Here is a 19,992-nt window from a genome sequence, read left to right as displayed (position 1 = left end):
CCGACGACCATGACGTCTTCGACCCCTTCGAACCCCTCCGGCGCCGCCCAGCCCTCCCGCCGGGACCGCGCCCAGGCGCTGCCCGAGGACCTGCGGGAGGCGCTGCGCCGGCGGCTGGCCGGCCGGGCCGGCGCAGCGGCGGCCCCGGGCGCCCGGCAGGGCATTCCGCGCGCCGACCGCGACCGCCCGCTGCCGCTGTCCTTCGCGCAGCAGCGCCTGTGGTTCCTGGACCGGCTGCGGCCGGGCGACGCGCGCTACAACAGCGCGGTCGCCGTGCGCCTGACCGGCACGCTCGACCGGGCGGCGCTGGGCGAGGCCCTGACCGCCGTGGTGGCCCGGCACGAGGCGCTGCGCACCACGTTCGCGGAGACCGACGGCCGGCCGGCGCAGACCGTGCACCCGGCCGGGCCGGTGCTGCTGCCGGTCCGCGACACCGCGGACCTGGAGGCGGACCTGCAGGCGGAGTACTCCCGGCCCTTCGACCTCGGGCAGGGGCCGCTGGTGCGCGCCCTGCTGCTGCGCGAGTCCGCCGCCTCCCACGTCCTGCTGCTGACGGCCCACCACATCGTCACCGACGGCTGGTCGATGGGCGTCGTCCTGGACGAGCTGTGCACCGCCTACGACGCCCTCGCCCGGGGCGCCGAGCCGGACCTGCCCCCGGTGGCGACGCAGTACCCGGACTTCGCGGTGTGGCAGCGCGAACAGCTCTCCGGCGCGCGCCTCGAACGGCATCTCGCCCACTGGCGGGAGCGGCTGTCCGGCGCGGTCGCCCCGCAGCTGCCGCTCGACCGGCCGCGGCGCGGCGAGGAGGCCGGCGAGGGCGCCGTCCACGCCTTCACCGTCCCCGCCCCCCTCACGGCCCGGTTGCGCGACCTCGCCCGGGAGCAGCACACCACCCTCCACACCGTTCTGGTCGCCGCGGCCCAGGCCCTGCTGGCCCGCTGGTCCGGCCAGGACGACATCACCGTCGGCTCCCTCACCCCCGGCCGCTCGCGCACCGACCTGGAACGGGCCGTCGGGTTCTTCGTGAACACCGTCGCGCTGCGCACCACGGTGGAGGCGTCCGCCTCCTTCCGCGACCTGCTGGCACGCACGGCCGACACGGTCAACGACGCCTTCGCCCACGGCGACACGCCGTTCGAGCGGATCGTGGAGGCGGTGGGCGCCCCCCGCGAGGCCGGCCGCAACCCGCTGTTCGACGTACTGGTGCTGCTGCACCCCGACCCGCCCGCCGCGACCGCCCCGCACGGGCTCGAGACCTCACCGGTCACCGTGCCCCGCAACGCGGCGACCTTCGACCTGAGCCTGGAGTTCGTACCGGACGGTGACCGGCTGGCCGGGCTGCTGGAGTACCGCACCGACCTGTTCGACGCGGCCACGGCCGAACGGATGGCCGGGCAGCTGCTGCGCCTGCTGCAGGGCGCCGCCGGCGCGCCGGACCGCCCCCTGGGCGGCCTGCCCCTGCTGTCCGCCGAGCAGATCCGGCAGGTCGTCCACGACTGGAACCCGCCCGCGCACCCGGTGGAGGACACCACCTACCCGGAGCTGTTCCAGCGCCGCGCCGCCCTCACCCCGGACGCGCTCGCCCTCGTCGCGGGCGGGGAACGGCTCGACTACGGCACGCTCAACGCCCGCGCCAACCGGCTCGCCCACCACCTCATCGCCCTCGGCGCCGGCCCCGAACGGCTGGTCGCGCTGCGCCTGCCGCGCACCGCCGACATGATCGTGGCCATCCTCGCCACCTGGAAGTCCGGCGCGGGCTACCTGCCGCTGGACCCGGCCCTGCCCGAGGAACGCCTCCGGTACCTGCTGGACGACGCGCGCCCGGCCCTGGTCCTGGACGAGGCCGCCCTGCGCGCGGCGCCCGCCACGGCCCCCGACACCGACCCGGCCGACGCCGACCGGAACGGCCGGCTGCACCCGCAGAACACCGCCTACGTCATCTACACCTCCGGCTCCACCGGCCGCCCCAAGGGCGTCGCCGTGGCCCACCGGTCCGCGGCGCACCTGCTGGCCGCCCACCGCGCGGGCTTCGTCGCCGAGGCCGGCGGCGGCCCGCTGCGGGTGGCGCTCACCGCGTCGTTCTCCTTCGACACCTCCCTCGAGGGCGTGCTGCTGATGGCCGACGGCCACCCGCTGCACCTGGTCGACGAGGCGACCCGGATGGACCCGGCCGCCCTCGTCGAGTACGTGGTCGAGCACCGCATCGACTTCCTCGACGTCACCCCCTCCTACCTGCGGCAGCTGCTGCCCGCCGGACTGCTCACCGATCCCCGGCACCGCCCCCGGGTGCTCATGCTGGGCGGCGAGGCGATCGGCACCGCCCTGTGGCGCGAACTGGCCGCCCACCCGGACGTGACCGCCCACAACTTCTACGGCCCCACCGAGTGCACGGTCGACGCGCTGTCCTGCCGCGTCGACGGCGGGGACCGCCCGCTGGTCGGCCGCCCCCTGCCCGGCGTCCGCGCCTACGTCCTCGACGACCGGCTCCAGCCGGTGCCGCCCGGCGTCGGCGGCGAGCTGTACCTGGCGGGCGCGCAGCTCGCCCGCGGCTACACCGGCCGGCCCGGCCTGACCGCGGCCCGCTTCCTGCCCGACCCGTACGGGCCGCCCGGCACCCGCATGTACCGCACCGGCGACCTGGCCCGCTGGACCGCCGACGGCCGCCTCGACTACCTCGGGCGCGCCGACGACCAGGTCAAGGTGCGCGGCCACCGCATCGAGCCCGGGGAGATCGAGGCCGCCCTGCTCGCCCTGCCCGGCGTCGGCGCCGCCGCGGTCGTCGCCGTGCCCGACGCGCACGGCCACACCCGCCTCGCCGCCTACACGGTCCCCGCGCCCGGCGCCGCCCGGCCGGCCGCCGCCGACCTGCGGGCGGCCCTGCGCCGCGTCCTGCCCGACGCCCTGGTGCCCTCCTCCTTCACCACCCTCGACGCGCTGCCCCTGACCACCAGCGGCAAGCTGGACCGCCGTGCCCTGCCCGCACCGGAGGCCGCGGAGCCGGAACGCGAGTTCGTCGCCCCGCGCACCCCCGCGGAGGAGACGCTGGCCGGCATCTGGGCCGAGGTCCTCGGCGTGGCCCGGGTGGGGGTCACGGACAACTTCTTCGAACTGGGCGGCGACTCGATCCTGAGCATCCAGGCCGTCTCCCGGGCCCGCGCGGCGGGGCTGCGGATCGGCTCGCAGGACGTCTTCCGGCACCAGACGGTCGCCGACCTGGCCGCCGCCGCGGACCACCGCACCACCGCCTCGCCCGCCCCCCGGCGCCCGCACGAGGAGGGGCCCGCCCCGCTCACCCCCGTCCAGGAATGGTTCTTCGCCACCCACGGCCCGCTGCGGCACTTCAGCATGTCGATGCTGCTCGACCTGCCCCGCGACCTGGACGAGCGGGCCCTGGAACGGGCGCTGGAAGCCCTCGTGGCCCGGCACCCCGCGCTGCGCGCGCGCTTCACCCGCACCCCGGACGGCTGGCGGCAGGACCCCGGCGCCGGCCCGGCCACCGCGCTGCTGACCCGGCACGCCCCGGACGTCCCGCCCGCCGACGCCGCCGACGCCGCACGCGCGGCCCTGGACCCGGCCGGCGGAGCGCTGCTGCGGGCGGCCCTGCTGACCGGCGCCGACCGGCCGCGGCTGTTCCTCGCCGTCCACCACCTGGCGGTCGACAGCGTCTCCTTGCGGGTGCTGCTCGCCGACCTGGAACAGGCCTACCGGCAGGCGGCGGCGGGCGGGGAACCGCTGCTCGAGCCCGAGCACACCCCGTTCGCCGACTGGGCGCACCGGCTCGCCGAACGGGTCCGGGCCGGAGACCTGGACGACGACCTGCCGTACTGGACGCGGGAGACCGCCGAGCCGCGCACCCCGCTGCCCGTGGACCTCCCCGGCGCCCCGCTCGCCGGCTCGGTGCGCACCGTGCGCACCCGCGTGGACCGCGCCACCACCGAGGCGCTGCTGCGGCGGGTGCCCGGCGTGTACCGCACCCAGGTCAACGACGTGCTGCTGAGCGCGCTGGCGCGGGTGCTCGCCGACTGGACGGGCGCGGACCGGGTGACCGTCGCCCTGGAGGGCCACGGCCGGGAGGAGGACCTGGCCGACGGCGCCGACCTGTCCCGCACGGTCGGCTGGTTCACCACCCAGTACCCGGTCACGCTGACCCCGGCCGGCCCCGCCGGCCCGGAGGGCTGGGGCGCGACGCTCAAGGCCGTCAAGGAGCGGCTGCGGGCCGTGCCCCGCCGGGGCCTGAGCTACCAGGCGCTGGCCCACCTCGGCTCGCCCCGCCCCGAGGCGGCCGCCCTCGCCCGCACCCCGCTGCCCGAGGTCTGCTTCACCTACCACGGCCAGTGGGAGACGTCCGAGGGGCGGGACTTCGCGCCGGTCGCCGACGTGCCCGGCCGCGACACCGACCCCGGCGCGCGGCTGACCCACCTGCTCGACGTCTCCGCCGCGGTGTCCGACGGCGAACTGGAGATCACCTGGCACTACAGCGACCGGGTCCACCGGGCCGGCACCGTACGGCGGCTGGCCGACGGCATGGTGCGGGCGCTCGCCGCCGTCGTCGAGCACTGCGCCCGGCCCGGCGCGGGCGGCCGCACCCCCTCCGACTTCCCGCTGGCCCGCCTGGACCAGGCCGGCGTGGACCGCCTCGCCGGGGACGGCCGGGACGTGGAGGACCTGCTCCCGCTCACCCCGCTGCAGGAGGGCATGCTCTTCCACCGGCTGGTCGGCGGACCCGACGACGTGTACGTCGACCAGGCCGCCCTGCTGCTGGAGGGCGTCACCGACCCCGGCGCCCTCGCCCTGGCCTGGCAGCGGGTCGCCGACCGCACCCCCGCCCTGCGCACCCGCGTGGTGTGGGAGGACGTGCCCGTGCCGCTCCAGGTCGTGCACCGCCGGGTCACCGTCCCGGTGGAGCAGCTGGACTGGCGGGAACTGGACGCGGCCGAGCGGGCCGAGCGGCTGGACCGGCTGCGCGCCGACGACCTCGCGCGCGGCCTGGACCTCGGCACGGCGCCCCTGATGCGGCTGACCCTCGTCCGCCTGCCCGAGGCCCGGCTGCAGCTGCTGTGGACCTCCCACCACCTGATCCTGGACGGCTGGAGCCTCGCCCAGGTGCTCACCGAGGTGTTCGAGGAGTACGCGGCCCTCACCTCCGGCGCCGAACCGCGGCCCCCGGTGCGGCGGCCGTTCGGCGACTACGTGCGCTGGCTGGCCGGCCAGGACACCGAGGCGGCACGCGCCCACTGGCGGGCCGTCCTCGACGGATTCGCCACGCCCACCCCGCTGCCCGCCGACCGCGTCCGGCGCCCGGGGCACGAGACCCGGTCCGCGGACGTCCACACGGCCGCGCTGTCCGGCGAGGTCTCCGCCCGCCTTGCGCGCACCGCCCGGACCGCCGGCCTGACCCTCGGCACCGTGGTGCAGGGCGCCTGGGCGCTGCTGCTCGCCCGCTACAGCGCCGAGCGGGACGTGCTGTTCGGCACCACCGTCTCCGGGCGCCCCGACGACCTGCCCGGCGCGGAGTCGATGGTGGGCATGTTCATCAACACCCTGCCCACCCGGGTGCGGGTGGAGGAGAGCCGTACCGCCGCCGACTGGCTGCGGGAGCTGCAGGAGGCGCAGGCCGAGGCACGCCGGTTCGCCGCCGTGTCCCTCGCCGAGCTGACCGGCCTGAGCGACGTGCCCGCCGGCACCCCGCTGTTCGACAGCATGGTCGCCTTCGAGAACTACCCCTTCGACCGGGCCCGTTCGGCCGCCACCGGGATACGCCTCGCGGACGTCTCCTCGCGGGACGCCACCAACTACCCCCTCGTGCTGCGCGCCCACCAGGGCGAGCGGTTCGGCTTCGACCTGGCCTACGACCCCGAGCTGTTCGACGCCACCACCGTACGGGCCCTCGCCGGCCGGCTGTGCCTGCTGCTCACCGAACTGGCCGACGACCCGGACCGCCCGCTGCACGCCCTCGCCTGGACCACCGCCGAGGAGCGGCGCCGGCTGCTGACCGAGTGGAACGGCACCGCCGAGGGCCGGCCCGCCGACACCCTGGCGGACCTGTTCGCCGCCCAGGCCGCCCGCACTCCGCACGCCGAGGCCGTCAGCTGCGGCGACGACCGCCTCGACTACGCCACCCTGGACGCCCGCGCGGGCCGCCTCGCCCACCGGCTCGCCGAACTCGGCGCCGGACCCGAGACGTTCGTCGCCCTGGCGCTGCCCCGCTCCACCGACCTCGTCGTGGCGGTCCTCGCCGTCCTCAAGACCGGCGCCGCCTACCTGCCCGTCGACCCCAAGCTGCCCGCCGAACGCGTCCGGAGCCTGCTGGCCGACGCCCGGCCGGTGGCGCTGGTCACCACGCGGGACACCCCGGCCGGCACGGACGTGCCCGTCCTGCTCCTCGACGACCCCGGTGTGCGCGCCGACCTGGCCCGGCGCCCGGCGTCCGGCCCGGCGGACCCGGCCCGGCGCCCGCTGCCGGAGAGCCCCGCCTACGCCATCTACACCTCCGGCTCCACCGGCCGCCCCAAGGGCGTCGTCGTCCCGCACGCCAACGTGGTGCGGCTGTTCACCCGCACCCGGCACTGGTTCGGCTTCGGCCCCGACGACGTGTGGACGCTGTTCCACTCCTACGCCTTCGACTTCTCGGTGTGGGAGCTGTGGGGCCCGCTGCTGCACGGCGGCCGGCTCGTCGTCGTCCCCGAGGACACCGCACGCTCCCCGGAGGACTTCCTGCGCCTGCTCGCCGACGAGCGGGTCACCGTGCTCAACCAAACCCCGTCCGCCTTCTACCCGCTGATGCGCGCGGACGCCGAACTCCCCGACACCGGCGCGCGGCTGGCGCTGCGCACGGTGATCTTCGGCGGTGAGGCGCTGGACGTGTCCCGGCTCGCCGACTGGTACACCCGCCACCCGGACACCGCGCCCCGGCTGGTCAACATGTACGGCATCACCGAGACCACCGTGCACGTCACCTACGCCCCGCTGGACCGCGCGACGGCCCGGGCCGGCGTCGCCGGCCCCATCGGCACCGGCATCCCCGACCTGCGCGTCCACGTCCTCGACGACCGTCTGCAGCCCGTGCCGCCGGGCGCCGTGGGCGAGTTGTTCGTCGCCGGGGAAGGACTGGCCCGCGGCTACCTGAACCGGCCCGGCCTCACCGCCACCCGCTTCGTCGCCGACCCGTTCGGACGGCCCGGCACCCGCATGTACCGCACCGGGGACCGGGCCCGCCGGCGCGCCGACGGCACCCTGGAGTACCTGGGCCGCGCCGACCAGCAGGTCAAGATCCGCGGCTACCGGATCGAGCCCGGCGAGATCGAGGCCGCCCTGCACAGCCACCCGGGCGTGGGCGCCGCCGCCGTCGGCGTGTACGAGGACGCGGCCGGGACGCGCCGCCTGGTCGCCCACGTCGTCGGCGCCGGCACCGGCGACCGCGCCGCACCGCCGCCCTCCGCCGCCGAACTGCGCGCCCACGCCGCGCGGTTGCTGCCCGCCCACATGGTGCCCGCGGCCTACGTGCCGATGGCCGCGCTGCCGCTCACCGCCAACGGCAAGCTGGACCGGCGCGCCCTGCCCGCCCCCGGGCCCGACGGCTTCGCCGCCGACGGCCCCCGCACCCCGCTGCGCACCGACGCCGAACGCGCCGTCGCCGCCGCGTGGACGGACGTCCTGGACATCGACGAGGCCGGCGCCGACGACGACTTCTTCGCGCTGGGCGGCGACTCCATCCTCGCCGTCCGCGTCACCTCCCGGCTGCGGGCCGCCTTCGGCACGGACGTCTCCCCGCGGCTGCTGTTCACCCACTCCCGGCTGTCCGACCTGGCGGCCGCGCTGGGCGACCCCGGGACGGACGGCGGCGCCGACGTCATCCCGGCCGCCGACCCCGAAGCCCCCGCGCCGCTGTCGTACGCCCAGCAGCGCCTGTGGTTCCTCGACCGGTTCGAGCCCGGCAGCACCGAGTACACGACCCTGTCGGCGCTGCGCCTGCGCGGCCCGCTCGACACCGCCGCCCTGCGCACCGCCCTGGACGGCCTGGTCGCCCGGCACGAGACCCTGCGCACCACGTTCGCCGAGTCCGGCGGCGAGGCGCACCAGGTCGTCCACCCGCCGCGGCCCGTGGACCTCCCGCTGGAGGACCTGCCGGACGCCGCCGCCCTGGACGCCCTCCTGGAACGCGAGGCCGCCACGCCGTTCGACCTGGCCGCCGGACCGCTGCTGCGGGCCCGCCTGGCCCGGCTCGCCGCCGACGAGCACGTCCTCGTCCTGGCCGTGCACCACATCGTCACCGACGGCTGGTCCGTCGGGGTCCTCGGCCGCGACCTCGGCGAGCTGTACGCGGCGGCCCTGGAGCGCCGCAGCCCCGACCTGCCCGCCCTGCCGGTCCGCTACGCCGACTACGCCGCCTGGCAGCGCGGCCGCGCCGACCGCGCCGAGGCCGACCTCGCGCACTGGCGGCAGGCCCTGGACGGCGTGACCCCGCTGGAGCTGCCCACCGACCGTCCCCGCCCGGCCGTCCGCACCCGGGACGGCGCCCTGGTGACCTTCGCCCTCCCGGCCGGCCTCACCGAGCGGCTGCGGGAGCGGGGGAGGGAGGCCGACGCCACCCTCTACATGACCTTGGTGACGGCCTGCCAGGTGCTGCTCGCCCGCTGGGCCGGCCAGGAGGACGTCACCGTCGGCACCGTCACCGCCGGCCGTGAGCGGCCCGAACTGGACGACCTCGTCGGCATGTTCGTCAACACCCTGGTCCTGCGCGCCCGCGTCCGCCCGGGACTGCCCTTCCGCGACCTCCTCGCCGAGGTGCGCGCCACCGTCCTGGAGGCGTTCGCCCACCAGGAGGCGCCCTTCGAACGCGTGGTGGACGCCCTCCGGCCGGAGCGGGACACCAGCCGCACCCCGCTGTTCCAGGTGATGGTCGCCCTGCACAACCTGGGCGCCCGGACCCCCCGGCTGCCCGGCCTCACGGTGGAGCCGGTGACCCCGCCGGTGCGCAACGCCACCTTCGACCTCGCCTTCGACTTCGTGGAGAGCGACGGCGGCCTCACCGGCTACCTGGAGTACGACACCGGCCTCTTCGACGCCGGCACCGCCGAGCGGCTCGCCGCACGGCTGCGGATCCTGCTCGAGGCCGCCGCCGAGGACCCGGCACGTCCCGTGGACGCCCTGCCGCTGATGACCGCCGACGAGCGGCGCCAGGTCCTGCGGTACGGCGAGGGCGCCCGCCTGCCCGAGCCGGACACCGGCTTCCCCGCCCTGTTCGAGGCGCAGGCCGCCCGCACCCCGCACCGCACCGCCCTGGTGGCCCGGGACGCCCGCCTGGACTTCGCCGGGCTGAACCGGCGCGCCAACCGGCTCGCCCACCACCTGATAGCCCGGGGCGCCGGCCCCGAGGACGTGGTCGCCGTCCGCCTCCCGCGCACCTCCGACCTGATGGTGGCGGTCCTCGCGGTCCTCAAGGCGGGCGCCGCGCTGCTCTGCCTGGACCCCGGACTGCCGCGGGAGCGCCAGGAGTTCCTCCTCGCCGACGCCCGGCCGCACACCCTGCTCACCGGCCTCGGCGACGTGCCCTGGGACCGGCTGCCCGACCACGACCCGGCCGACTGCGACCGCGTCCGGCCGCTGCTGCCCGGGCACACCGCCTACCTCGTCTACACCTCCGGCTCCACCGGCCGCCCCAAGGGCGTCGCCGTCGAGCACCGGCACCTGGTCAACCTCTGCCACGACCACCGCGCGCACCTGCTCGCCCCGCACACCGCCGGCGGGCGGCGGCTGCGGGCCGCGCTCAGCGCCTCCTTCTCCTTCGACACCTCCTGGGAGGGACCGCTGCTCCTCGCCCTCGGCCACGAGGTCCACCTCGTCGACGAGGACGTACGCCTGGACCCGGAGGCGTTCTGCGCCCAGGTCGACCGGGACCGCCTCGACCTGGTGAACGTCACCCCGTCCTTCCTGCGCGAACTCACCCGTGCCGGCCTGCTCGCGCCCGGCCGCCACCACCCCCGCCTGCTGCTCGTCGGCGGCGAGGCCGTCACCCCCTCCGCCTGGCGCGAACTCGTGCGGGCCGAGGAGGAGACGGGCGTGGCCGTGTACAACATGTACGGCCCCACCGAGTGCACCGTCGACGCCGTCTACGCCCGCTGCGCCGACCGGCCCGAGCGCCCGGTGATCGGCCGCCCCGGCGGCAACCTGCGGGCTCATGTCCTCGACGGCGCCCTGCGCCCGGTGCCGCCCGGCGTGCCCGGCGAGCTGTACCTGGCCGGGGCGCAGGTGGCCCGCGGCTACCTGCGCCGGCCCGGGCTGACCGCGGCCCGCTTCCTCGCCGACCCGTTCGGGGCGCCGGGGGAGCGGATGTACCGCACCGGGGACCGGGCCCGCTGGCTGGACGACGGGCTGCTGGAGTTCCTCGGCCGCGTGGACGAACAGGTCAAGATCCGCGGGTTCCGCATCGAGCCCGGCGAGGTGGAGGCCGCCCTCCTCGACCACCCGGACGTCGCCGACGCGGCGGTGGCCGCGCGCGAGCACGCCGGCCGCCTCATGCTGGTCGCCTACGTGGTGCCCGCCCCCGGCCGGACCCCGTCCCCCGACGCCCTGCGCATCGCGCTGCGCCGCGGCCTGCCCGACCACATGGTGCCCGCCGCGTTCGTCCCGCTGGACCGGATCCCGCGCACCACCAGCGGCAAGACCGACCGGCGCGCCCTGCCCGCCCCGCCCGCGCAGCCCGACAGCACCACCGGCTACGTCGCCCCGCGCCCCGGCACGGAGGAACGCCTCGCCGCGATCTGGGCGGAGGTGCTCGGCGTCGAACGGGTCGGCGCCCGGGACAACTTCTTCGCCCTCGGCGGCGACTCCATCCTCAGCATCCAGATCGTCTCCCGCGCCCGCCAGGCCGGGCTCGCCCTCACCACCAAGGACGTCTTCCGCCACCAGACGGTCGCCGAACTCGCCCTGCGCGTCGGCGAGGCGGCGCCGCGGCCCGCCGCCGCCGACGAGACCCCCGGCCGGGCGCCGCTCACCCCGATCCAGCACTGGTACCTGGACGACCGGGGCCCCGGACAGCGGCTGCGCTTCACCATGACCCAGCGCCTGCGGCTCGCCCCGGGCACGGAGGCGCCGGCGCTGCGGCAGGCCACCGACGCCCTCGTGCGCCACCACGCGGCCCTGCGCACCCGCTTCCTGCGCACCGGCGACGGCTGGTGCCAGGAGGTCCTGCCCGAGGCGCCGGACGGCGTCTTCACCCGCCACGACCTGACGGAACTGGACGACGCGGCGGTGGAGTCGGAAGCGCAGCGGCTCACGGACGAGGCGCAGAACGCCCTCGACCCCGCCGAGGGAAGGGTCGTCCGCGTCCTGTTCCTCGACCGCGGCCCGCGGCAGCCGGGGCAACTCGTCGTCACCGCCCACCACCTGGTGATCGACGGCGTCTCCTGGCGCATCCTGCTGTCGGACCTGGAGACCGCCCACCGGGCCGCCGCGGCCGGCCGCCGACCCGAGCTGGCCCCGGGCACCTCGTACGCCCACTGGGCGGCCCGGCTCGACCGGCACACCCGCTCCGGCGCCCTGGACGCCGACCTGCCGTACTGGACGCGCACCTGCGCCGCCCCGGCCGAACTGCCCGCCGGACGGCCGGGCCCCAACACCTACGGCACCGCCGCCACCGTCACCGTCACGCTGGACGCCGAGACCACCGCCGCCCTGCTGCGGCAGGTCCCGGAGGTCTACCGCACCCAGGTCAACGACGTCCTGCTGAGCGCCCTCGGCCGCACCCTGGCCCGCTGGTGCGGACGCGACACGGTGCTGCTCGGCGTGGAGGGCCACGGCCGGGAGGACCTGTTCGAGGACCTCGACCTGTCGCGGACCGTCGGCTGGTTCACCGCCGAGTTCCCGCTCGCCCTGCGCGTCGACCCGGACGCCGGGTGGCACGACACCCTCCGCTCGGTCAAGGAGCAGCTGCGCGCGGTGCCGCTGCACGGCCTCAGCCACGGCGCCCTGCGGCACCTGTCGCCCGGCAGCCCGCTCACCGGCGCCCCCGCCCCGCAGGTCGGCTTCAACTACCACGGGCAGTGGGACGCGGGCGGCCCCGGCGCCGGCGGACTGATCCGCGGCTCGCTGCCCCCGGCCGGCCGCGACACCGACCCCGGCGAACCCCGCCCCTACGTCCTGGACGTCACCGGCGTCGTCCAGCACGGCAGGCTCGAACTCGGCTGGACCTACCCGGCGGCCGTCTACGACGAGGCCACCGTCCGCCGGCTCGCCCAGGAGACGAACGCGGCCCTGCGGGACATCGCGGCCCACTGCGCGCGTCCCGGCGCGGGCGGCCGCACCCCGTCCGACTTCCCCCTCGCCGGCCTCACCCAGGACCGGCTGGACCGGCTCGTCGGCGACGGCCGGCACGTCGAGGACGTCCTGCCGCTGACCCCGCTGCAGTCCGGCATGCTCTTCCACGGCCTGGTCGACACCGAGCACGCCTACTTCGACCGCACCGCCGTCCGCCTGTCCGGGGTGGCCGACCCGGGCGCCTTCGCCGCGGCCTGGCAGCAGGTCGCCGACCGCACCCCGGCCCTGCGCACCAGCGTCCACTGGCAGGGCCTGCCGCACCCGGTGCAGGTCGTCCACCGCGCCGCCGCCCTGCCCGTCACCCACCTGGACTGGCGCACCCTCACCCCCGCACAGCGCGCCGAGGCCACCGAGCGGCTGCTCGCCGAGGACCGCGCGGCGGGCATGGACCTCACCGCCGCGCCGCTGACCCGCCTCACCCTGGCCGCGCTGCCCGGCGACGAGGTGCTGCTGCTGTGGTCCACCCACCACATCGTCCTCGACGGCTGGAGCACCGGACAGCTCCTCACGGAGGTGTGCGAACGCTACGCCGGACTGACCGGCGGCCCGCACACCGCGCCACCGGCACGGCGGCCCTTCGCGGACTTCCTGCACTGGCTGCGCGCACAGGACGAGACCGCGGCCGAGCGGCACTGGGCCGAGGCCCTGGCCGGGTTCACCGCCCGCACGCCGCTGCCGTACGACCGCACACCCGCCGAGGCGCACCGCGCCCGGTCCGCCGCCGCCGTCCACCACGAGCTGGACACGACGGTCTCGCAGCGGCTGCGGGAGACCGCCGCCCGCGCCGGACTCACCGTCAGCACCGTGGTGGAGGGCGCCTGGGCGCTGCTGCTGGCCCGCTACAGCGGCCGGGACGACGTGGTGTTCGGCACCACCGTCTCCGGCCGGCCCGCCGAACTGCCCGGAGTCGAAGGCATGATCGGCATGTTCATCAACACCGTCCCGACCCGTGTCCGGATACCCTCCGGGCCCGTGCTGCCGTGGCTGCGCGGGCTCCAGGACCGGCAGAGCGACGCCCGCCGCTTCGACTTCCTCGCCCTGCCCCGCATCCAGGCGGTCACCGGCGTCCCGTCCGGCGAGCCGCTGTTCGACAGCATGGTGGTGTTCGAGAACTACCCCGTGGACGAGGCGGCCGCGGCCCGCACCGGCGTCCGCGTCGAGGAGGTGCGCGCCGACGACGCCACCACCTTCCCCTGGTGCCTCCGCGCCCACCTGGCCGAACGCCTCGCCTTCGACCTGGCCTACGACCCCGCCCTGTTCGACCCCGGCACCGTCCGGCGCGCCGCGGACCGCCTGGCCGCCCTGCTCACCGCCCTCGCCGACGGCTTCGACACCGGCATCGACGACCTCGGCCTGCTCACCCCGGCCGACCGCGACCTGCTGGCGGCCTGGAACACCACCGCCCGCCCGGCCGCCCCGCGCAGCCCGGTCGACGTGTTCGCCGCGCAGGCCCGCCGCACCCCCGGGGCCGTCGCGGTCGGCGACGGCGACCGCGAGCTCACCTACGGTCAGCTCGCCGACTGGGCCGGGCGCCTGGCGGCGCGGCTGGTCGCCGGCGGGCTCGCCGCCGAGGACCGGGTGGCGCTGCTCATGGACCGCTCCGCCGAACTCGTCGTCGCCCAGCTCGCGGTGCTCATGGCGGGCGGCGCCTACGTGCCCGTGGACGCCCGCGCCCCCGAGGACCGCCGCCGCACCCTGCTCGCCCAGGCGGGCGCGACCGTCCGGCTCACCGCCGCCGACGTCGCCGCGGCCCGCGCCGGCGCCGTCGCCGAGCGGGAACTGCCGCCCGCCGACCCGGACCGGCTGGCGTACGTGATGTTCACCTCCGGCTCCACCGGACTGCCCAAGGCGGTCGCCGTACGGCACCGCGACGTGGCGGCCCTCGCCACCGACTGCCGCTTCTCCGGCGGCGCCTGCGCCCGGGTGCTGCTGCACTCGCCGGTGGCCTTCGACGCCTCCACCTTCGAGGTGTGGGCGCCGCTGCTGAACGGCGGCCGGGTGGTCGTGGCCCCCGGCGACGGAGTGGACGCGGCCCTGCTGCGCCGACTGGCCGCCGACGGCGGGCTGACCGCGCTGTGGCTGACCGCCGGCCTGTTCCGGCTGCTCGCGCAGGACGCGCCCGACTGCTTCCGGGGCCTCGACCAGGTCTGGACCGGCGGCGACGTCGTCCCCGCAGCGGCCGTGCGCCGGGTCCTGGCCGCCTGCCCCGGCCTGACCGTCGTGGACGGCTACGGACCCACCGAGACCACCACCTTCGCCACCTCCCACGCCGTCGCCGACGCCGCCGAGGTGCCCGGCACCCTTCCCATCGGCCGCCCGCTGGACGACATGCGGGTCCACGTCCTGGACGCCCGGCTGCGGCCCGTGCCGCCCGGTTGCGCGGGCGAGCTGTACGTCGCCGGGGAGGGCGTGGCCCGCGGCTACCTGGGCCGTCCCGGCGACACCGCGGCCCGCTTCCTCGCCGACCCCTACGGCCCGCCCGGCGCCCGGATGTACCGCACGGGCGACCTGGCCCGGCGGCGGCCCGACGGCACCCTGGAGTTCCTGGGCCGCGCCGACGACCAGGTGAAGATCCGCGGCTTCCGGGTGGAACCCGGCGAGGTCGAGGCGGCGCTCGCCGCCCACCCCGGCGTCGTGGACGTGGCCGTGCTGGCCCGTGAGGACCGGCCCGGCGCCAAACGGCTCGTGGCCTATGTGGTCGGACCGGCCGGGCGGGACGGCGGGGAACTGCGCGCCTTCGCCGCCCGCACCCTGCCCGACTACCTCGTCCCCACCGCCGTCGTCCCGCTCGACGCCCTCCCGCTCAGCGGCAACGGCAAGGTGGACCGGGCGGCCCTGCCCGCGCCCGCGGCCCAGGAGCCGGCCGGGCGGGTCGAGCCGCGCGACGAGGCGGAGCGCCGCACGGCCGACGTGTTCGGCGAGGTGCTGGGCATCGAACCGCCGGGCGTCGAGGACGACTTCTTCCAGCTCGGCGGCGACTCCATCCTCAGCATCCGGCTCGCCTCCCGGCTCGCCGAGGCCTTCGACACCGACCTCACCCCCCGCGCGGTGTTCACCCACTCCACACCCGCCGGACTGGCCCGGCTGCTCGGCGCCCGGCAGGGCTCGGGCCGGCCGGAGATCGTGCCGGTGGCCCGCGACGGGGCCGCCCCGATGTCGTACGCCCAGCAACGCCTCTGGTTCCTGGAGGAGTTCGCACCCGGCGGCGCCGAGTACGTCACCGCGCTCGCCCTGCGCCTGCGCGGCGCCCTGGACACCGGCGCCCTCCGCGCGGCCCTGGACGCCCTGGTGGCCCGGCACGAGTCGCTGCGCACCACCTTCGACAGCGTCGACGGCCACGGCGTCCAGCGCATCCACCCGCCCCACCGGACGCCGCTGCCGGTGCACGACCTGTCGCGGGCCGCGGACCCCGGGAAGGAACCCGCGCTGCGGGCCCTGCTCGCCGAGGAACGCTCCCGCCCCTTCGACCTGCGTCAGGGACCGCTGCTGCGCACCTGCCTGGTCCGGCTGGCCGACGACGACCACGTGCTCGCCCTCACCCTGCACCACATCGTCACCGACGGCTGGTCCACCTCGGTCCTGCTCGGCGACCTCGCCCACCTCTACCGTGCCGAACTCGGCCTGGAGACGCACGCGCTGCCGCCGCTGCCGGTGCAGTACGCCGACTACGCGCACTGGCAGCGCACCGCCGCGGCCGCCGACGCCGAGGAGCAGCTCGGCTACTGGAAGGAGCACCTGGCCGGCACCGCCCCGCTGGACCTGCCCACCGACCGGCCCCGGCCGCCGGTGCGCACCAGCTCCGGCGCGACCACCCCCGTGGTGGTGCCCGCCCGGACCGCCCGCCGGCTGGCCCGGCTCGCCCGGGACCGGGGGACCACCCTGTTCACCGCGCTCGTCGCCGCCGCCCAGACCTACCTGGCCCGGCTCTCCGGCGCCGACGACATCGCCGTGGGCACCGTCACCTCCGGCCGGGACCGGGCCGAGACCCAGGCCCTCGTCGGGTTCTTCGTCAACACCCTGGTGCTGCGCTCCCGGGTCGAGGCCGAGCTGCCGTTCACCGCGTTCCTGGACTCGGTGCGGCAGACGGTGCTGGACGCCTTCGCCCACCAGGACGTGCCGTTCGAGCGGGTCGTGGACGAGGTGCAGCCGGTCCGCGACACCAGCCGCACCCCCCTGTTCCAGGTGATGGTCGTCCTGCAGAACACCCCCGCGGCGGGCCTCGACCTGCCCGGCATCGACGTCACCGACGTCGAACCGGAGTCGGAGCAGGCCGCGTTCGACCTCACCCTGGAGTTCGCCGAGACCGGCTCCGGGGAGCTGCACGGCCTGCTCACCTACAACACCGACCTGTTCGACGCGGCCACGGCCGGGCGGATGGCCGGCCAGCTCGGCACCCTGCTGGACGCCGTCGCCGAGGACCCGGACCGTCCCCTCGGGGCGCTGCCGCTGGCCACCGACGACGAGCTCAGGGCGCTGCTCGCGCAGGGGCGGGGCGCCTTCCGCCCGGTGCCCGAGGCGACCCTGCCCGCCCTGTTCGAACGGCAGGCCGCCCGGACCCCGGACGCGGTGGCGCTGATCGACGGCGACCGGCGGGTGACGTACGCCGAGCTGGACCGGGCCGCCAACCGGCTGGCCCACCGGCTCCTGGCGGACGGCGTCGGACCGGAGCGGGTGGTGGCCGTCGCGCTGCCCCGCTCGGCGGCGACGGTGGTGGCCCAGCTGGCCGTGGTCAAGGCCGGCGGCGCGTTCCTGCCGGTGGACCCGGACTACCCGCCGCAGCGCCGCGAGTTCATGATCCGGGACGCGGGGGCCCACCTGGTCCTCGGCGACCCCGCCGCGGTGTGGGCCGCCGACGGGCCGGAGACGGCCCCCACGGACGCCGACCGCCGCTGCCCGCTCACCCCCGCCCACCCCGCGTACGTCATCTACACCTCGGGTTCCACCGGCACCCCCAAGGGCGTGGCGGTCACCCACCGGGGCCTGGCCTCCTTCGCCGCGGCCGCCGCCGAGCAGTACGCGGCGGGCCCCGGCGACCGGGTGCTGCAGTTCGCCTCGCCCAGCTTCGACGCCTCCGTGCTGGAGCTGTGCGTCTCCCTGCTCAGCGGGGCCGCGCTGGTGACCGGCGAGGAGGGGCCGCTGGTCGGGGAACGGCTGGCGGAGGTGCTCGCCGAGCGGCGCATCACCCACACCCTGATCCCGCCGGCGGCCCTCGCGACCGTCCCGGCCGCGACGGCCGCGGCCCTGCCCCACCTGCGCACGCTCATCGTGGGCGCCGAGGCCTGCCCGGCCGACCTGGTGGACACCTGGGCGCCCGGCCGCCGGATGATCAACTCGTACGGGCCCACCGAGGCCACCGTGGTCGCCACCTGGACCGGCCCGCTGACCCCCGGCACGGGCGCCCCGCCCATCGGGCGGCCCGCCGCCGGCACCCGCGTCCACGTCCTCGACACCGCCCTGCGTCCCGTCCCGCCCGGCGTCACGGGAGAGCTGTACCTCGCCGGGCCGGGTCTCGCCCGCGGCTACCTCGGCCGGCCGGGGCTCACCGCCCGGCGGTTCGTCGCCGACCCGTTCGGCGCGCCGGGGGAGCGGATGTACCGCACCGGGGACCTGGTGCGCTGGACCGCCGACGGCCGGCTCCGCTTCGCCGGCCGCGCCGACGACCAGGTGAAACTGCGCGGCTTCCGCATCGAGCCCGGCGAGATCGAGAGCGCGCTGCGCCGCAGCCCCCTCGTGCGCGACGCGGCCGTCGTCGTCCGCGAGGGCGACACGCCCGGCGCCCCGGCCCGGCTCGTCGCCTACGTCGTCCCGGCCGGCCCGGACGCCGCCCCGCCGCCCGTCGGCGAGCTGCGGCTGCACCTGGCGGGGCTGCTGCCCCCGCACATGGTGCCGTCGGTCTTCGTGCCGCTGGACCGGCTGCCGCTCACCCCGAACGGCAAGACCGACCGGCGGGCGCTGCCCGCACCCGGGCCCGCACAGGCCGGCGACGGCCCGCGGACCGCGCCGCGCACCGACGCCGAACGCCGCATCGCCCGCATCTGGGCCGATGTGCTGGGCATCGAGGAGGTCGGCGCCGACGACAACTTCTTCGCGCTCGGCGGCGACTCCGTGCTGAGCATGCAGGTCGTCTCCCGGCTGCGCCGCGACGGCCTGCACATCGCCACCCGGGACCTGTTCACCCACCAGACCGTCGCCGAACTCGCCACCGTCGTCCGCGACGCCCCCCGGCGGCAAGGGGAGGGCCCGGTGACCGGCGAGGTGCCGCTCACCCCGATCCAGGAGTGGTTCCTGACCACCCCGCGCGCCGCCCACCACCACTTCAACCAGTCGGCGCTGCTCGAACTCGACACCGCCGCCGACCCCGGTGCGCTGCGCGCCGCGCTCGACGCGCTGCTGGACCACCACGACGCCCTGCGCATGCGGTTCACCCGCGACGCCGACGGCGGCTGGCGGCAGTTCGACCCGCCGCCCGCCGGCCACTACGACGTCCTCGTCCGCCACGACCTCACCGGGCTGTCCGCCGAGGAGGCCGACGCGGCGATGACGAAGACCGCGGACGAGCTGCACGCCGGCTTCGACCTGGCCCGCGGACCGCTGCTGCGGGCGGCCCTGTTCACCGGCGCACCGGACCGGGCCCCCCTGCTGCTGCTCGTCGCCCACCACCTGGTCGTGGACGCCGTCTCCTGGCGCATCCTCCGCGACGACCTGGAGACCGCCTACCGGCAGGCGCTGAAGGGCGACACCGTCACGCTCGGGGAGCGCGGCACCAGCTTCCGGGAGTGGTCCCGCAGGCTCGCCGCGCACGTCGCCGAGGGCGGCCTCGACCACGAACTGCCGCACTGGGAGCAGACCGTGCGCGCCGAACCCGCTCCGGCGGACCCGGCGCCGGACCCGGACCCGGCGCCCGCCGCCGCGGTGGGCGTGGAACTCGACGAGGAGGACACCGCGGCGCTGCTGCGCTCGGCGCCCACCGCCTACCGCACCCGGGTCAACGACGTGCTGCTCGCCGCCCTGGCACTGGCGCTGGCCCGCTGGACGGGCCAGGACCGGGTCCGCCTCGACCTGGAGGGCCACGGCCGCGAGGACCTGCTCGACGGCGTGGACCTGTCCCGTACCGTCGGCTGGTTCACCACCGTCTACCCGGTCGCCCTCCAGGTGCCCGACCCGGCCGGCCCCGGGCCGGACCGGGACTGGCGGTCCCTGGTGAAGTCGGTGCGCCGCCAGCTGCGGGCCGTGCCCGGCAACGGCATCGGGTTCGGCGCCCTGCGCACGTTCGGCCCGCCCGAGGTCCGCGAGCGCCTCGGCGGCAGCGCACACAGCCAGGTGGTGTTCAACTACCTGGGCCAGTGGGACGCCCGCCCCGACACCGCGGACGGCGGTCTGATCCGGGCCGAACACGGCTCCTTCGGGCAGGACCACGACCCCCGCGACCCCGGCTCGCACCCCGTGGAGGTGGTGGGCGCGGTGCAGCACGGCCGCCTCGCCTTCACCTGGCACCACCGGCCCGGCGTCCACGACACGGCGACCGTGCGCCGCGTGGCCGAGGAGTTCGCCGAGGCCCTGCGCCACCTCGCCCGCGACGCCAGGGGAGGCCGGTGACAGGACTCCGGCCCCGCGAGGCGCCGCACCGGAGGACCGCCCGGCTCGGTCCCCGCTCACCCCGCGCCCCGACCGGCG

1 protein-coding gene is annotated in these 19,992 nt (G+C 77.2%); it reads left to right on the top strand.

The features are described from left to right. Positions 1-9: 9 nt before the first annotated feature. Positions 10-19,914, top strand: coding sequence for a non-ribosomal peptide synthase/polyketide synthase (locus tag ABZ261_RS13420; protein ID WP_356858525.1), 19,905 nt, complete (start codon positions 10-12; stop codon positions 19,912-19,914). The last annotated feature ends 78 nt before the right edge of the window (positions 19,915-19,992 follow it).

The sequence above is a fragment of the Streptomyces sp. NPDC006193 genome, from assembly GCF_040613915.1.
Taxonomy (GTDB): domain Bacteria; phylum Actinomycetota; class Actinomycetes; order Streptomycetales; family Streptomycetaceae; genus Streptomyces.
The sequence above is the reverse complement of the archived record's forward strand: the minus strand, read 5'-3'. Positions and strand labels throughout refer to the sequence as shown.

Bases quoted from the DNA above. Each gene is read 5' to 3' on its own strand.
- ABZ261_RS13420 (WP_356858525.1), top strand. From the start codon at position 10: ATGACGTCTTCGACCCCTTCGAACCCCTCCGGCGCCGCCCAGCCCTCC.